Here is a 13,992-nt window from a genome sequence, read left to right as displayed (position 1 = left end):
GCGTGCGAATGATTGTTTGCCGGTTATGCGGTTCGGGCGACCTCGCCTCGGTGGTCGACCTGGGCGCCACCCCGCCCTGCGAGCGGTTTCTGACCGCCGCCCAGCTCGACGAGCCTGAGACGACCTACCCGTTGCACCTGCGGGTGTGCACGGCGTGCTGGCTGGCGCAGATCCCGCCGCTGATTACGCCTGAGGATACTTTCACCGATTATGCGTACTTCTCGTCCTATTCGACGTCGTGGGTGGAGCACGCCCGCGCGTTCGTGGCCGGGCTGGAGCTGAAGCCGGACACGTTCGTGGTGGAGGTGGCCAGCAACGACGGCTACCTGCTGCGGCACGTCGTGGACCGGGGCGTGCGCTGCCTGGGCGTCGAGCCGTCGGTGAACGTGGGCGAGGCGGCCAGGAAGCGCGGGGTGCCGACGGTCACCGCGTTCCTGACGCCGGAGACGGCCCGGCAGGTCGTCGCCGAGCACGGCCCGGCCGACTACGTGGTGGCCAACAACGTCTACGCGCACATCCCCGACGTGATCGGGTTCACCCGGGGGCTGCGCACGCTGGTGGCGGACGACGGCTGGGTGTCGATCGAGGTGCAGCACCTGCTCACGCTCATCGAGGGCAACCAGTACGACACGATCTACCACGAGCACTTCCAGTACTACACGGTCGCCTCGGCGCAGCGGGCGCTGGCCTCCGGCGGGCTCACGCTGGTGGACGTGGAGCTGCTGCCGACGCACGGCGGCTCGATCCGGCTGTGGGCCAGGCCGTCGGGCGAGCCGTCGGCGCGGGTGGCCGACGTGCTGGCGCTGGAGAAGGCGGCCGGGCTGCACGAGATCTCCGGCTACATCGACTTCGCCGCGCGGGTCGCCAAGGTCCGGCGTGACCTGCTGGGCTTCCTGGTGGGCGCGGCCGAGGAGGGCCGGACCGTCGTCGGCTACGGCGCCCCGGGCAAGGGCAACACGCTGCTCAACCACTGCGGGGTGCGGCCGGACCTGCTCGCCTACACCGTGGACCGCAACCCGTACAAGCACGGCAGGTTCACGCCGGGGGCGCGCATCCCGGTGTTCGAGCCGGAGCGGATCGCCGCGGACCGGCCCGACTACGTGCTCGTGCTGCCCTGGAACCTGCGCGAGGAGCTGGCCGAGCAGCTCTCCTACGTCCACGAGTGGGGCGGCCGGCTGGTCTTCCCCATCCCTTCCCTGGAGGTCGTGTGAAGGTCGTCCTCTTCTGCGGCGGGTACGGCACGCGGATGCGCAGCGGCGCTCCCGGGGACGCGCCCAAGCCGATGCAGCTCGTCGGCCCCAGACCGCTGATCTGGCATGTGATGCGCTATTACGCGCACTTCGGGCACAAGGAGTTCGTGCTCTGCCTCGGCTACGGCGCCGACCAGATCAAGGACTTCTTCCTGCGGTACGAGGAGACCGCCTCCAACGACTTCGTGCTGCGCGGCGGCAGGGTGGAGCTGCTGGCCAGCGACATCTCCGACTGGACGATCTCGTTCGTGCACACCGGCATCGAGTCGTCGATCGGCGAGCGGCTGCGCCGGGTGCGCGAGCACCTGGACGGCGAGGAGGTGTTCCTGGCCAACTACGCCGACGTGCTCAGCGACGCGCCGCTGCCCGAGATGATCGACCGGTTCGCGGCCTCCGACGCGGGCGCCTCGCTCATGGTGGTGCCGCCGCCGGGCACCTTCCACTGCGTCGAGGTCGCCGAGGGCGGGCTCGTCGGCCAGATCACGGCCGTCACGGAGATGCCGCTCTGGGTGAACGGCGGCTACTTCGTGCTGCGCCAGGAGATCTTCGAGCACATCCCGGCGGGCGGCGACCTGCTCGTCGACGGCTGCCGGGAGCTGGCCAAGCGCGGCCGGCTGCTGGCCTACCCGTACCGCGGCTACTGGCGGCCGACCGACACCGTCAACCAGCGGCTGGAGCTGGACCGCGCCTACGCCAGGGGCGAGCGGCCGTGGGCCGTGTGGGAGCCCGCCGCATGATCGACCTCCTGCCCGGCAGCCTGCGCAGGGTCGCCGCCGTCGCCGCGCACTGCGACGACCTCGCGATCGGCGCCGGGGGCACGCTGCTGGCCATGTGCACGGCCCACCCGGGGATCAGGGTGGACGCGCTGATCCTGTCGGGCGGCGGCACCGAGCGGGAGGGGGAGGAGCGGGCCGCGCTGGCCGCCTTCTGCCCCGGCGCCGACCTGCGGGTGACCGTGGGCAAGCTGCCCGACGGCCGGCTGCCCGCGCACTGGGAGGAGGCCAAGCGCGCGGTGGAGGAGCTGCGCCTGCGCACGGTGCCGGACCTGATCCTGGCCCCCCAGCCCGGCGACGCCCACCAGGACCACCGGGGGCTGGCCGAGCTGGTGCCGACGGCCTTCCGCGACCATCTCACGCTCGGCTACGAGATCGTCAAATGGGACGGCGACCTCGGCCGGCCCAACGCCTACCAGCCGCTCGACCTGGCGCTCGCCGAGCGCAAGGTCGCGCTGCTGTGGGAGCACTACCCCTCCCAGCGCCGCCGCCACTGGTTCGACAGGGAGGCCTTCCTCGGACTCGCCCGGGTCCGCGGCATCGAATGCCACGCACGTTATGCCGAGGCCTTCTACGTGCGCAAACTCACTCTCGACCTCGCAGGAGGCTGATCGACATGCGCGTTCTGCTCACCGGGCACCAGGGCTACCTGGGCACCGTGATGGCGCCGGTGCTCACCGGAGCCGGGCACGAGGTGACCGGACTGGATTCCGGGCTGTTCGCCGACTGCGTGCTCGGCCCGGCCCCCGACGACCCGCCCGGCCACCGGGTGGACCTGCGCGACGTCACCGAGGCGCACCTCGACGGGATCGACGCGGTGATCCACCTGGGCGCCCTGTCGAACGACCCGCTCGGCGCGCTCGCGCCGGAGCTCACCTACGCCATCAACCACCACGCCTCCGTCCGCCTGGCCAGGCTGGCGCGCGAGGCGGGCGTGCGCCGCTTCCTGTACGCCTCCACGTGCTCGGTGTACGGCGCGTCCGGCGGCGACGAGCTGCTGGACGAGGACGCGCCGCTGCGCCCGGTCACCCCGTACGCCGAGTCGAAGGTGCGCGTGGAGGACGAGCTGGACGAGCTGGCCGACGCCGACTTCTCGCCCGTCTACCTGCGCAACGCCACCGCGTTCGGGTTCTCGCCGCGGCTGCGGGCCGACATCGTGCTCAACAACCTGGTCGGCCACGCCCACCTGACCGGGAAGGTGCTGGTGCTGTCGGACGGCACGCCGTGGCGGCCGCTGGTGCACGCCGCCGACATCGCCGACGCGTTCGCCGCCGTGCTGACCGCGCCGCGCGAGGCGGTGCACGGCCGGGCGTTCAACGTGGGCGGCGAGCAGAACAACCTGACCGTCGCCGAGATCGCCGAGCACGTGGTCGAGGCGGTGCCCGGCTCCGAGCTGGTCATCACCGGCGAGACGGGGGCCGACCCGCGCTCGTACCGGGTGGACTTCTCCCGCATCGAGGCCGCGCTGCCCGGCTACCACGCCCGCTGGACGGTCAAGGCGGGCGCGGTCGAGCTGGCCGACGCCTACCGCGACCACGGGCTGACCGAGCACGACTTCCGGCGCCGGTTCATCCGGCTGGCCCGGCTGGCCGACCGCCGCGAGGCCGGTACGGTCTCGCCGGAGCTCAGGACGTGACCGGGGAGGACATGCATGCCCTGGTGGAGCGGCTCTTCCCGGTGTGCCGCTCCATCACGGGCGACGGAGTGCGGCGCACGCTGGAGATCGTCGGCGAGCGGCTGCCGCTGACCGTCCACGAGGTGCCGACCGGGACCCAGGTGCTCGACTGGACGGTGCCCAGGGAGTGGAACATCCGCGACGCCTGGATCAAGGACCCCGAGGGGAACCGGGTCGTCGACTTCCGGCGCTCCAACCTGCACGTGGTGGGCTACAGCGTGCCGGTGTCGGCCACGATGACGCTCGACGAGCTGCGCCCGCACCTGCACACGCTGCCCGGCCAGCCGGACCTGGTGCCGTACCGGACCAGTTACTACGCCGAGACGTGGGGGTTCTGCCTGGCGCAGCGGGTGCTCGACGGCCTGGGGGAGGGGCCGTACGAGGTCGTGATCGACTCGACGCTGGCCGACGGCTCGCTCACCTATGCCGAGCACGTCGTGCCGGGGCGCAGCGCTGACGAGGTGCTCATCTCCTGCCACGTGTGCCATCCGTCGCTGGCCAACGACAACCTGGCCGGGATCGCGGTCGCCGCCGCGCTCGCCGCCCGGCTGGACCGGCCCCGGCTGACGTACCGGTTCCTGTTCGCGCCGGGCACGATCGGGGCCATCACCTGGCTGGCCCGCAACCGCGACCGCGTCGGCCGGATCGCGGCCGGGCTCACGCTCGCCTGCGCCGGCGACCGCGGCGCGCTCACGTACAAGCGGAGCAGACGCGGCGACACCCGCATCGACCGGGTGATGACGCACGTCCTGCGCGGCAGACCGCACACGGTCGTGGACTTCTCCCCGTACGGGTACGACGAGCGGCAGTTCTGCTCGCCAGGCTTCGACCTGCCGGTCGGCAGCCTGACCAGGACCCCGTACGCCGGTTATCCGGAATATCACACCTCGGCCGACGACCCGGGCTTCGTCACCCCCGAAGCCCTGGCCGACACCCTGGAAACCCTCTGGCAGGCCGTACAGGTGCTGGAGCGCGACGGCCGCTACGAGAACCTGAGCCCCTACGGCGAGCCGCAACTCGGCAGGCGCGGGCTCTACGGCTCTCTCGGCGGCCGGAGTGACACGAAACAAGCCCAGCTGGCGATGTTATGGGTGTTGAACCAGTCAGACGGCGGCCACAGCCTGCTGGACGTCGCGGAAAGGTCGGGTTTGCCCTTCCAGGCGGTCGCCGAGGCGGCCGACGCGCTGGAAGGTGCCGGTTTGCTGAAGCGGGTGGGGGAAAGCGGATGAACCTCCGAGTGGGGGACCTCGTCGAGGTGCGCGGTCAGGCGGAGATCCTGGCCACGCTCGACGAGCGGGGCGAGCTGGAAAGCCTGCCGTTCATGCCGGAGATGCTGCGCTTCTGCGGGCAGCGGATGACGGTGCACAAGGTCGCGCACAAGCTGTGCGACACGATCAGCCGCAGCGGCATGCGGCGGATGGAGCGCGCCGTGCACCTCAAGGCGGCCCGCTGTGACGGCGGCGAGCACGGCGGCTGCCAGACCGCCTGCTCCCTCTACTGGAAGGAGGCGTGGCTGCGGAAGGTCGATCCGGACGAGCCGCAGCCGATCGCCGAGCCGTCGCCCGAGCTGCTGCCGCTGCTGCGCCTCAACACGCGCAAGGGCGGCGGCGCCTACTCCTGCCAGGCCACGGAGCTGCTGCGGGCGGCGCCCGCCTGCCTGCCGTTCCGCGACGCCGGCCAGTACGTCGCCGACGTGCGCAGCGGCAACGCCTCGCCCTCGCGGGTGGCGCGCACGTTCCTGGTCGGGCTGTTCAACCGCCTCCAGGAGGCCAGCAAGAAGGTGCTGCCGAGGCGGCTGTGGTTCCGGCGCGGGCTGCGGTGGGGGTTCGTCGAGGGCCGGGCCGGTGACGTCACGCCGACGGCCAAGCTCGACCTGAAGCCGGGCGAGCTGGTCAGGATCAAGACGAAGGACCAGATCCTCGACACGCTCAACGGCGACCTGCTCAACCGGGGCCTGGGCTTCGAGGAGGAGATGGCCCGCTACTGCGGCAGGACCGCGCGGGTGCGGGCCAGGGTCGAGCGCTGCCTCGACGAGCGGACCGGGGAGATGCTGATCATGAAGACGCCCAGCATCATCCTCGACGACCTGGTGTGCGAGGGCGTCTACAACGCCAACTGTCCCCGCGAGTTCGTGCCGTTCTGGCGGGAGATCTGGCTGGAAAGGGTCGAGGACGGTACGTGAGCGACATCGGCGAGATCGGCCGCAAGGCAGGACGCGGGCTGCGCTGGAGCCTGCTGGGCAACGTGGTGATGAAGGCCGGCTCGTTCGGCATGAGCCTGGTGCTGGCGTGGTTGCTCCTGCCGACCGATTTCGGGGTGTTCGCGATCGCGCTCGCGGTCAGCCAGTTCGTCATCTTCATCAACGACGCCGGGGTCATCTCCGCCGTCGTGCAGTGGCGCGGCGAGCTGGAGGAGGTCGCGCCCACCGCCACGGTGGTCGCGCTCGCCTCCAGCGTCTCCCTGTACGCGCTCTTCTTCGTGATCGCGCCGTTCTACGCCCAGCTCGCCGGGAGCGAGGACGCCACGTGGGTGATCCGCATCCTCATGGCGACCAACCTCGTCTACGGGCTCACCGCCGTGCGCAGCGCCGCGCTGATGCGCCGGTTCGAGCAGGACAAGCTGGCCTGGGCCAACCTGGCCGGGTTCGCCGCCAACGCGTCGGTGTCGATCACGCTGGCCGCCAACGGGGCCGGCGCCTACAGCTTCGCCTGGGGGCAGCTCACCGGGGCCACGGTCACCGGCGTGCTGGTGCTCGTGCTGGCCCGGGTCCGCTTCACCGCCGGGTTCGACCGGGAGATCGCCAGGCGGCTGCTGAAGTTCGGGCTGCCGCTCTGCGTCGGGCTCGGCGTCGAGGGGCTGCTGCTCAACGTCGACATCGTCATCGTCGGCGACGTGCTGGGGCCGCACCAGCTCGGCCTCTACCTGCTCGCCTTCAACATCGCGAGCTGGGTGCCCGGGCTGATCGGCACCGCCGTCCGCTACGTGGCCCTGCCCAGCTTCTCGCGGCTGGCCGAGGAGGGGCGCGAGTCGATGGAGGCCGGGGTGCGGCAGGCCGTGCCGCTGCTGGGCGCGATCGTGCTGCCCATCGCGGTGCTCATGGGCACGCTAGCGCCCGCCCTGGTCGGGCTGCTGTACGAGCCGCGCTGGCTGCCCGCGGCCGGCGTGCTGCAGTTCCTGGCCGTGGTCATGGCCGTGCGGATGCTGACGCTGCTGATCACCGACATCCTGGCCGGGCTCGGCGCCACCCGGTCGATGATGTGGGTCAACCTGGGCTGGGCGCTCGCGCTGGTGCCCGCGCTGCTCGTCGGCGCCCGCGCGGGCGGCATCCAGGGCGCCGCCGTCGCGCACGCCGTCATCGCCGTCACGGTGGCGCTGCCGCTGCTCGGCATCACGCTGCGGCGCTCGCGGGTGCCGCTGCGCCTGGTCGTGTACGGGCTGGCCAGGCCGATGCTGGGCGCGGGCGTCGCGGCGGCCGTCATGGCCGGGCTGTCGCTGGTCGTCGAGGGGCCGTTCGCGCAGCTCTGCGTGGCCGGTGGCGCGGGCGTGCTGGCGTTCGCGCTGGTCGCCGTGCCGCGGGCCGTACTCATGCAACTGGTGCGTCAAAGGAGGGCACATGCCCGGCTCTGAGCTGGTCTCGATCGCGTTGCCGGTGCGCAACGGGGCGGACCGTCTGGAAGGCGTCGTCCGGTCGGTGCTGGCGCAGGACCACCCCGACGTGGAGCTGGTCATCTCCGACAACGCCTCCACCGACGGCACCGAGGAGCTCTGCCGCGACCTGGCGGCGGGCGACCCGCGTGTCGTCTACCACCGGCACCCGGAGAACGTCGGGCTGCTCAACAACTTCGTCCACGCCGCCCGGATCTCCCGGGGCGCGTTCGTGCGCTGGATCGGCGACGACGACCGGCTCGACCCGGGCTGCGTCTCGCGCGGGCTGGCCGAGTTCGCCAAGGACGAGCGGACGATCCTGGTCACCACGCAGGTCGCCTACACCGGGCCCGACGGCGTCGTCAGGACCGCCGCGTACGACGGGACCGCGCTGGCCTCCGGCGACCCGGTGGAACGATTCACCGAGATGCTGCGGCTGCTCAACGAGAGCCACCTGCTCATCGACCCGCTCTACGGCATGCTCAGGCGCGGGCCGGCGACCGGCATCCCGCGGCGCAACATGCTGCGCGAGGACGAGGTGTTCGCCGCCAAGCTGGCGCTGGCCGGGCCGTGGGCGCACGTCAACGAGGTGCTGGCGCACCGCAACTGGCGGCAGGAGCGCATCTCCGGCGTGGCGCGGCGGCTGGACGTGCCGTCGTGGCAGTCGCGGCTGGCCAACACGCTCCAGTGCCGCGAGCTGCTGGCGTGGGTGCGGGACTGCGACCTCACCGCCGACCAGCGCCGGCGGGCCCGCGCGGCGGTGCTCAGGATGTACGTGAGGCGGCAGCGGCGCACTGTGGCGCACCGGAGCCGGAAGCTGCTGGCCATGGCCCGGTTGGTGTAACGCGGCAGATGAACAGCGCGATTTCCTGTTTGTACCGAAAAATCTGACGGGGGCGGAAATAGTGGGCTTCTGGACGACCATCTTTGGTCTGGCCCGGAAGAAGTTCGTTGGACCGCCCATCGCGGTGGCGGCGATCATCCTGGCACTGGCCGGGTACTTCCTCATGCCGAGCAGGTACGTCTCGACCGCGTCCATGGTGCTCACCGTGCCCGCCACCGGCGGCACGCTGGAGACCGAACGGCGCGAGAAGCCGAGCCTGACCAACCCGCTGCTGCACTTCAACGACGCGCTGCGGACCACGGCCGGCATCCTCATCCTGGCCACCAACACGCCCGAGGTGGCCGCCGAGATCGGCGTCACCGAGGACGGGCCGACCTCGGTCACCGTCAACGACGGGCGCACCAACCCCGACCTGCTCGGCATCAGCACCAACGGCCCGTTCGTGTACGTCGAGGTGGAGTCCACCTCGCCGCAGGTCGTCCGCGACGTGATGCGCAAGGCCCAGCAGCGGGTCCGGCTGGAGCTGGCCAAACGCCAGGTGGACCTCGAAGCGCCGGTCAGCACGCACATCGGCATCCTCGACGTGATGCCCGCCTCCAGCCCCAGGGCCGTGGTCTCCGACCGGCTCATGGCGGCGGCGGGCGGCGGCCTGCTGGGCGTCCTGGCGGGGTTCGCCGTCGCGTACGCGATCCCGCGCCTGCGCCCGGCCGCCCGCCGCGAGCCCCTGCCCGCCCCCGAGCCCGAGGCCGCCCCGGCACCCGCGCCCGAGCCGGCCCCCGAACCCGCGCCGGAGCCCGCTCCTCAGCCCCGGCCCGCCCCGGCTCCGGCCGAGGACGTCAAGGGGACCGTCGAGTTCCGGGTGCGCAACGGGACGCACGCCCCCGCCGCGCCGGTGTTCCCGATGACCGTGGCGGAGCTGGGGTCGGACGACGACACGGGCCCGATCGAGGTCGTCGTGCCCCGCGACGATCAGCTCGACTCCACCACCTGAGCGCACCGCCGGATCGCCGCCAGCCGCGACTCCATCGGCGTGTGCGACTTGGCGGAGATCATCATGCCGACCGCCTGCGGCCCGAGCCGGTCGGCGAACGCCACGGCGGTGGCCTCGTCCCACGGCTCGTGGTTGTAGCTCAGGTGACAGATCGAGGTGTTGACCGGCGGCGACGCCTTCAGCACCTCGTCCACGAACACCCCGTACAGGATGAACTCCGAGATGTGCAGCTGCGAGTTGAACGCGTCGATCCAGTCGCGCCCGGTGACCTCGGAGATGCGCCGCTGCATGGCCCGCACGATCACCGGGTCCCAGTACGTCAGCGCGGTCACGTAGTCGGGCAGCGGAGGCGGCGGGGCCGGCGGCAGGCCGAGCAGCTTGCGCGCCACCTGGTGCCACAGCACGTGCCGCTCCATCCCGGCGGTGACGCCGTTCTCCAGCCGGTACAGGCACAGCCGCCCGTCCACGCTGAACGACTCGACGCCCGCCGGCCGTACCAGCACGGCGTCGGAGTCGACGATGAGCAGCGCGTCGGCGTCGATCAGCCCGGCGGCGGCGATCTTGACGGTCTGCTGCATGACCCAGCCGCGCAGCGGCGGCCACGGCCGCCGGCAGTTGACGTACAGGTCGGTCGCCGGGACCCGCACGTAGCGGCGGGGCAGCAGCTCCGAGCGCACCCACACGTGGCAGCGCGGCCCCTGGAAGCGCGCGAACGCCTCCCGGTCGCCGGGCGGCACGAAGACGTGGTGGATGGTGTCGTCGGAGGTGTGCTCCAGGACGGATCGGTGCAACAGGGCGAACAGCTCGGCGTCGGGGGCGTAGGACGGGGTGATGACCGCCAGCTTGCTCAAGGATGGCTCCCATCGGGTCCGGTGACCTGGGCGCACCGCTGGATGGCCGCGAGCCGGGCCGCCATCGGCGTGCGGGACTTGGCGGAGATCATCATGCCGATCGCGCGGGGGTCCAGCAGGTCGGCGAAGGCGACGGCCCCGGCCGGGTCCAGCGGGGTGCGTTCCCATCGGTTGTGGCAGATCATGGTGTCGACCGGTGGCGACGCCTTCAGCACCTCGTCGACGAACACGCCGTACACGATGAACTCCGACACCTGGAGGTGGGAGGTGAAGGCGGCCAGCCAGTCGCGCCCGGTGGCCTCGGCGACGCGCTCCTGCACGGCCCGCGCGACGGCCGGCTCCCAGATCGCCAGCGAGCTGATGTAGTCGGGCTGCGGCAGCGTGAAGCCGGAGGGCAGCCCGAGCAGCGCGCGGGCGGCCCGGTGCCAGACGACGTGGTCGGCCATGCCGTCGTGCACGCCGTCGTCGGCGCGGAAGAACGTCACCCGGCCGTCGCGGACGAAGTGCTCGGGCAGCGCCCGCCGGACGAGGACCACGTCGGAGTCGGCGACCAGCACGACGCGCGCGTCCAGCAGCGCCGTGACGGCGATCTTGACGGCCTGCTGCACCACCCAGCCGCGCAGCGGCGGCCACGGCCGCCGCGCGTTCACCCACAGGTTCGTGCCCGGCACGTGCACGACGTGCCGGGGAAGGAGCTCCGGGTACGTCCACAGCCGGCAGCGCGGACCCGCGTAGCGGGCGAACAGCGGCCGGTCGGCCGGTGGCACGATCACGTGGTGCATCGTGTCGTCCGAGGTGTGCTCCAGGACCGAGCGGTGCAGGTGGGCGAAGAGCTCGGCGTCGGGGCCATAGGTGGGCGTGACGACGGCCAGTTCGCTCATGAAGGTTGATCTCCAGTCCCCCGGCGCGGGTGAAAACGCCCTGTAAGCCATATCGGGCTGCGGATGGCGGTGTTACAGCCCGCCGTGTAACGCTCCACCCCGGTTCGCGCGACATGCATGAGGCGAGACTCGCAGGGGAGGGCGCGTGGATTTCTGGGGGACCATCCTCGTCCTGTTGCGGCGGTGGTTCGTCGCCTTACCGGCGTTCGCGCTGGCGGTGGGCGGGGCGTTCTACGCGTACTCGACGGTCCCGACCACCTACACGACGACGGCGGTGCTGGTGCTGACCGCGCCGACCAGCGGCGGCGTGCTCCCGCCGCACCCCGACCAGCCGATTCCCCGGGTGAACCCGCTGCTCAACTTCGACCACGGGCTCAGCGTCGCCGCCTCGATGCTGATCAGCGCGATGAGCACGCCCGACATGGTCGCCGAGATGGGCACGGCGGAGGGCGACACCAAGTACGCGGTCACGAACGGCACCAACAACCTGGAGTCGCTGGCCACCGGGCCGCTGGTGTTCGTCGAGGGGGAGAGTCTCACGCCGGAGGCGGCGACCGCGATCACGCTGAAGGTGCTGGACCGGACCAGACGCGAGCTGGACAAGCGTCAGCGCCAGGTCCAGGCGCCCGAGGAGACGTACATCACGACGAGCGAGGCGGTGCCGCCGACCACGCCGGTGCCGCAGCAGGGCAGGAAGCTCCGCTCGGCCGCGGCGGCGCTCGGGCTGGGCCTGATCGCCGCCCTGTGCGCGTCGTTCGCGGCGGAGAGCGTCTCCGGCCGCCTGCGACGGCGACGGCCCGCGCCGGAGGCCGCCGGCGAGGCACGGGAGCCGGCCACGGCCGGCAAGGGAGCCTGAGGCGTGGCCACCGGCTCCGTCGCGGGCATCGGCCCGCTGGGCGCGCGGTCGCCGCTCGCCGGGAGGGCCGACGGGGCGACCGTGGCGGCGGTCTTCGCCCTGGCGCTGCTCGTCGTGCCCGCGCGGCTCGTGCTCAAGTACCTGCCGCTGTCGCTGACCCCGGCCAACGTCGTCAGCCTGGCGGCGGCGCTGCTCTGGCTGTGCGCGCAGTTCACGCTCACGCTCGGCGTCGCCAAGGGCCGCAACCCGGTGCGCACCGCGCTGTTCGCCTACTTCACCGCCATGCTGGCCACCTACGGGTTCTCGACCTGGGGCTACATGGACTCCGACGAGCTCAACCTGACCGACCACGCGTTCGTGCTGGCGATCGCGTCCGTCGGCATCGGGCTGACCATGTGCGACGGCGTACGCGGGTTCCGGCGGCTGGACTTCGTCATCAAGACGCTGGTCGTCGGCGGCGCGATCATCTCGGTGATCGGGGCCTTCCAGTTCGTCCTGCACTGGGACCTGACCCGGTTCCTGGAGCTGCCGATCCTGCGCTACACCTCGGAGGGCGACTCGTTCGTGCTGGAACGGGCCGACCTGCGCCGGGTGGCCGCGACCACCGGCCACCCGATCGAGTTCGGCGTGACGACGGCGATGCTGCTGCCGCTGGCCGTGCACCTGGCGACCAAGGCGCGGATGCGGGCCGAGCCGTCGCTGCGCTGGTGGGCGTGCGCGCTGCTGATCGGGCTCGGGCTGATGTTCTCGGTGTCGCGCTCGGCCATGCTCAGCCTGGGGGCCGTCGGGCTGGTGCTGTTCCTCGGCTGGCAGGCGCGGCGGCGGCTGGAGGCCGCGGCGGTGGCCGGCGGGTTCCTCGTCGTCATCTGGGTCACCGTGCCGGAGCTGCTCGGCGCCATCTTCGGGCTGTTCTCCAACCTGTCCAACGACGAGAGCATCCAGTACCGGACGCACGACTACGCGGTGGCCGCCCAGGAGATCGGCCGGCACTTCTGGCTGGGCCGCGGCCTCGGCACCTGGTACGCGCCCAAGCACCAGATCTTCGACAACCAGTACATCCTGTCGATGGTGGAGACCGGGCTGGTCGGCACGCTCGCGTTCGCCGCGCTGTTCGTGGTGGCGTTCTGCACCGCGCTGCGGGCCCGCCACCTGAGCGCCGACCCCGGCACCCGGGATCTCGGGCTGACCGTCGCCGCCTGCCTGGTGGTGCCGCTCGTCGGGTCGTTCACCTTCGACCTGCTGTCGTTCGCCACCGTCACCGGGCTGTCGTTCGTGCTGGTCGGGGCCGCCGGGGCGTTGCTGCGCGCGGTCAAGGAGGATCAGCTCGCGCCCTCGCAGCGCAGCGGGCCGACGATCGAGGTGACCCGATAATCGGCGTCGATGGTGACCAGCTCGTTGCCCGCCCACTCGGTCCGGCCGCACTCGGAGTCGACGGGCCCGTACACCCACGACTTGTCGACGAGCTTGTTGCCGCGCACCACCTGCTTGCCGCCCGCGTTGCGCACCTGGATGCTGAACGTGCCGCCCATCACCAGGTTGTCGGTGACGACGACGTCGCGCGACTTCTCGTCCACCAGGAAGATCGGCGCGGTGATGTCCTTGGCCGCGCGCTGGTCGACGGTGTTGTGGTGGAAGAGCAGCCCGGTGCCGCCCACGTACGCCTGGATGCCGTCGGAGTGGTCGCCGGGGTTGGAGCAGAGCTTCACGAACGAGTCGCTGATGCGCACGTCGTCGCCGGAGACGCGGAAGCCGTCGCTGTGGCCCTGGACGAGCACCCGGCTGGCCGTGTACTTGTCCTGGCCGATCGCGGGCAGCGGGCCGCACGTCTTCGTGGTGCCGACCGTGGTGTCGGAGATGGAGAAGCGGAAGGTCTTGGCCCCGTCGGCGTTGGTGACGTGGCCGTCGATCACGCTGTTGCGGACCGTCACGTCGTCGGCGTGGATCACCAGCGGGCCGGGGACGTGCACGCCGTCGAGCACGGCTCCGGGCGTCTTGACACGGTAGGCGACGCCGTCGAGGTTGGGCGCGACCGGCGTCAGCTTGACCGCCTTGGGCGCGCCGGTGCAGGCCGGGGTGGGGTGGTCGGGGCAGGAGCTGCCGTCGGGCCGGACGATGCCCGGCGACGGGGTGGGGGCCGCCACCGGCGGGTCCGACGGCCGCACGGCCGGGGTGGCCTGGCATGCCGCCAGCACGAGCACCGCAACAGCCGCCAGCAGCACGCGCATC

At 71.9% G+C, this 13,992-nt stretch carries 14 protein-coding genes; 11 read left to right on the top strand and 3 right to left on the bottom strand.

The window, feature by feature from the left end; translation table 11 throughout:
* The first annotated feature begins 8 nt into the window (after nucleotides 1-8).
* The 9 genes from AB0J53_RS01530 (at nucleotide 9) to AB0J53_RS01490 (ending at nucleotide 9,178) form a co-directional block, all read left to right on the top strand.
* Entirely contained in the window at nucleotides 9-1,211 is a 1,203-nt protein-coding gene (locus AB0J53_RS01530; protein ID WP_364168537.1) for a class I SAM-dependent methyltransferase, read from the top strand.
* Complete coding sequence (locus AB0J53_RS01525; RefSeq protein WP_219504570.1) at nucleotides 1,208-1,987, top strand: glucose-1-phosphate cytidylyltransferase; 780 nt, start codon at nucleotides 1,208-1,210, stop codon at nucleotides 1,985-1,987. The genes AB0J53_RS01530 and AB0J53_RS01525 overlap by 4 nt, the downstream gene beginning before the upstream one ends.
* Nucleotides 1,984-2,634, top strand: coding sequence for a PIG-L family deacetylase (locus tag AB0J53_RS01520; RefSeq protein WP_364167819.1), 651 nt, complete (start codon nucleotides 1,984-1,986; stop codon nucleotides 2,632-2,634). Before AB0J53_RS01525 ends, AB0J53_RS01520 begins: the two co-directional genes overlap by 4 nt.
* 5 nt (nucleotides 2,635-2,639) lie before the next feature.
* Entirely contained in the window at nucleotides 2,640-3,659 is a 1,020-nt protein-coding gene (locus AB0J53_RS01515; RefSeq protein ID WP_364167817.1) for an NAD-dependent epimerase/dehydratase family protein, read from the top strand.
* Nucleotides 3,656-4,927 (top strand): DUF4910 domain-containing protein, encoded by a 1,272-nt coding sequence (locus AB0J53_RS01510; protein WP_219504576.1) that lies wholly within the window; start codon nucleotides 3,656-3,658, stop codon nucleotides 4,925-4,927. The genes AB0J53_RS01515 and AB0J53_RS01510 overlap by 4 nt, the downstream gene beginning before the upstream one ends.
* Complete coding sequence (locus AB0J53_RS01505; protein WP_364167815.1) at nucleotides 4,924-5,880, top strand: hypothetical protein; 957 nt, start codon at nucleotides 4,924-4,926, stop codon at nucleotides 5,878-5,880. The genes AB0J53_RS01510 and AB0J53_RS01505 overlap by 4 nt, the downstream gene beginning before the upstream one ends.
* Entirely contained in the window at nucleotides 5,877-7,325 is a 1,449-nt protein-coding gene (locus AB0J53_RS01500; protein ID WP_308125726.1) for an oligosaccharide flippase family protein, read from the top strand. The genes AB0J53_RS01505 and AB0J53_RS01500 overlap by 4 nt, the downstream gene beginning before the upstream one ends.
* The gene (locus AB0J53_RS01495; RefSeq protein ID WP_219504580.1) at nucleotides 7,312-8,187 is read left to right on the top strand and encodes a glycosyltransferase family 2 protein; all 876 of its coding nucleotides are present in this window, start codon (nucleotides 7,312-7,314) and stop codon (nucleotides 8,185-8,187) included. Before AB0J53_RS01500 ends, AB0J53_RS01495 begins: the two co-directional genes overlap by 14 nt.
* 124 nt (nucleotides 8,188-8,311) lie before the next feature.
* Nucleotides 8,312-9,178, top strand: coding sequence for a hypothetical protein (locus tag AB0J53_RS01490; protein WP_364167813.1), 867 nt, complete (start codon nucleotides 8,312-8,314; stop codon nucleotides 9,176-9,178).
* On the opposite strand, the gene AB0J53_RS01485 is transcribed toward AB0J53_RS01490, so the two are convergent.
* The gene (locus tag AB0J53_RS01485) at nucleotides 9,157-10,029 is read right to left on the bottom strand and encodes a DUF6492 family protein (RefSeq protein WP_219504584.1); all 873 of its coding nucleotides are present in this window, start codon (nucleotides 10,027-10,029) and stop codon (nucleotides 9,157-9,159) included. The genes AB0J53_RS01490 and AB0J53_RS01485 overlap by 22 nt on opposite strands.
* Entirely contained in the window at nucleotides 10,026-10,910 is an 885-nt protein-coding gene (locus tag AB0J53_RS01480) for a DUF6492 family protein (RefSeq protein ID WP_364167811.1), read from the bottom strand. Before AB0J53_RS01480 ends, AB0J53_RS01485 begins: the two co-directional genes overlap by 4 nt.
* 145 nt (nucleotides 10,911-11,055) lie before the next feature.
* Here AB0J53_RS01480 and AB0J53_RS01475 point away from each other — a divergent pair, with 145 nt between their 5' ends.
* A complete protein-coding gene (locus AB0J53_RS01475) occupies nucleotides 11,056-11,766 on the top strand; it encodes a hypothetical protein (RefSeq protein WP_219504588.1) in 711 nt (236 codons plus the stop codon).
* A 3-nt stretch (nucleotides 11,767-11,769) separates the two neighbouring features.
* On the top strand, nucleotides 11,770-13,137 hold the full coding sequence (locus AB0J53_RS01470) for an O-antigen ligase family protein (protein ID WP_364167809.1): 1,368 nt from the start codon (nucleotides 11,770-11,772) through the stop codon (nucleotides 13,135-13,137).
* On the opposite strand, the gene AB0J53_RS01465 is transcribed toward AB0J53_RS01470, so the two are convergent.
* Nucleotides 13,086-13,991: a hypothetical protein gene (locus tag AB0J53_RS01465; RefSeq protein WP_364167807.1), complete on the bottom strand. Its 906-nt coding sequence runs from the start codon at nucleotides 13,989-13,991 to the stop codon at nucleotides 13,086-13,088. The genes AB0J53_RS01470 and AB0J53_RS01465 overlap by 52 nt on opposite strands.
* Nucleotide 13,992: the final 1 nt, after the last annotated feature.

It is taken from the genome of Nonomuraea sp. NPDC049725 (genome assembly GCF_040674795.1).
Classification (GTDB): Bacteria; Actinomycetota; Actinomycetes; order Streptosporangiales; family Streptosporangiaceae; genus Nonomuraea; species Nonomuraea ceibae.
Note: the sequence above shows the minus strand (reverse complement) of the source record. Positions and strands in the feature narration are given on the sequence as shown.

Coding starts and splice junctions, on each gene's coding strand:
- AB0J53_RS01495 (WP_219504580.1), top strand. CDS start 7,312: ATGCCCGGCTCTGAGCTGGTCTCGATCGCGTTGCCGGTGCGCAACGGG.
- AB0J53_RS01520 (WP_364167819.1), top strand. CDS start 1,984: ATGATCGACCTCCTGCCCGGCAGCCTGCGCAGGGTCGCCGCCGTCGCC.
- AB0J53_RS01465 (WP_364167807.1), bottom strand. CDS start 13,991: ATGCGCGTGCTGCTGGCGGCTGTTGCGGTGCTCGTGCTGGCGGCATGC.
- AB0J53_RS01480 (WP_364167811.1), bottom strand. CDS start 10,910: ATGAGCGAACTGGCCGTCGTCACGCCCACCTATGGCCCCGACGCCGAG.
- AB0J53_RS01505 (WP_364167815.1), top strand. CDS start 4,924: ATGAACCTCCGAGTGGGGGACCTCGTCGAGGTGCGCGGTCAGGCGGAG.
- AB0J53_RS01530 (WP_364168537.1), top strand. CDS start 9: ATGATTGTTTGCCGGTTATGCGGTTCGGGCGACCTCGCCTCGGTGGTC.
- AB0J53_RS01515 (WP_364167817.1), top strand. CDS start 2,640: ATGCGCGTTCTGCTCACCGGGCACCAGGGCTACCTGGGCACCGTGATG.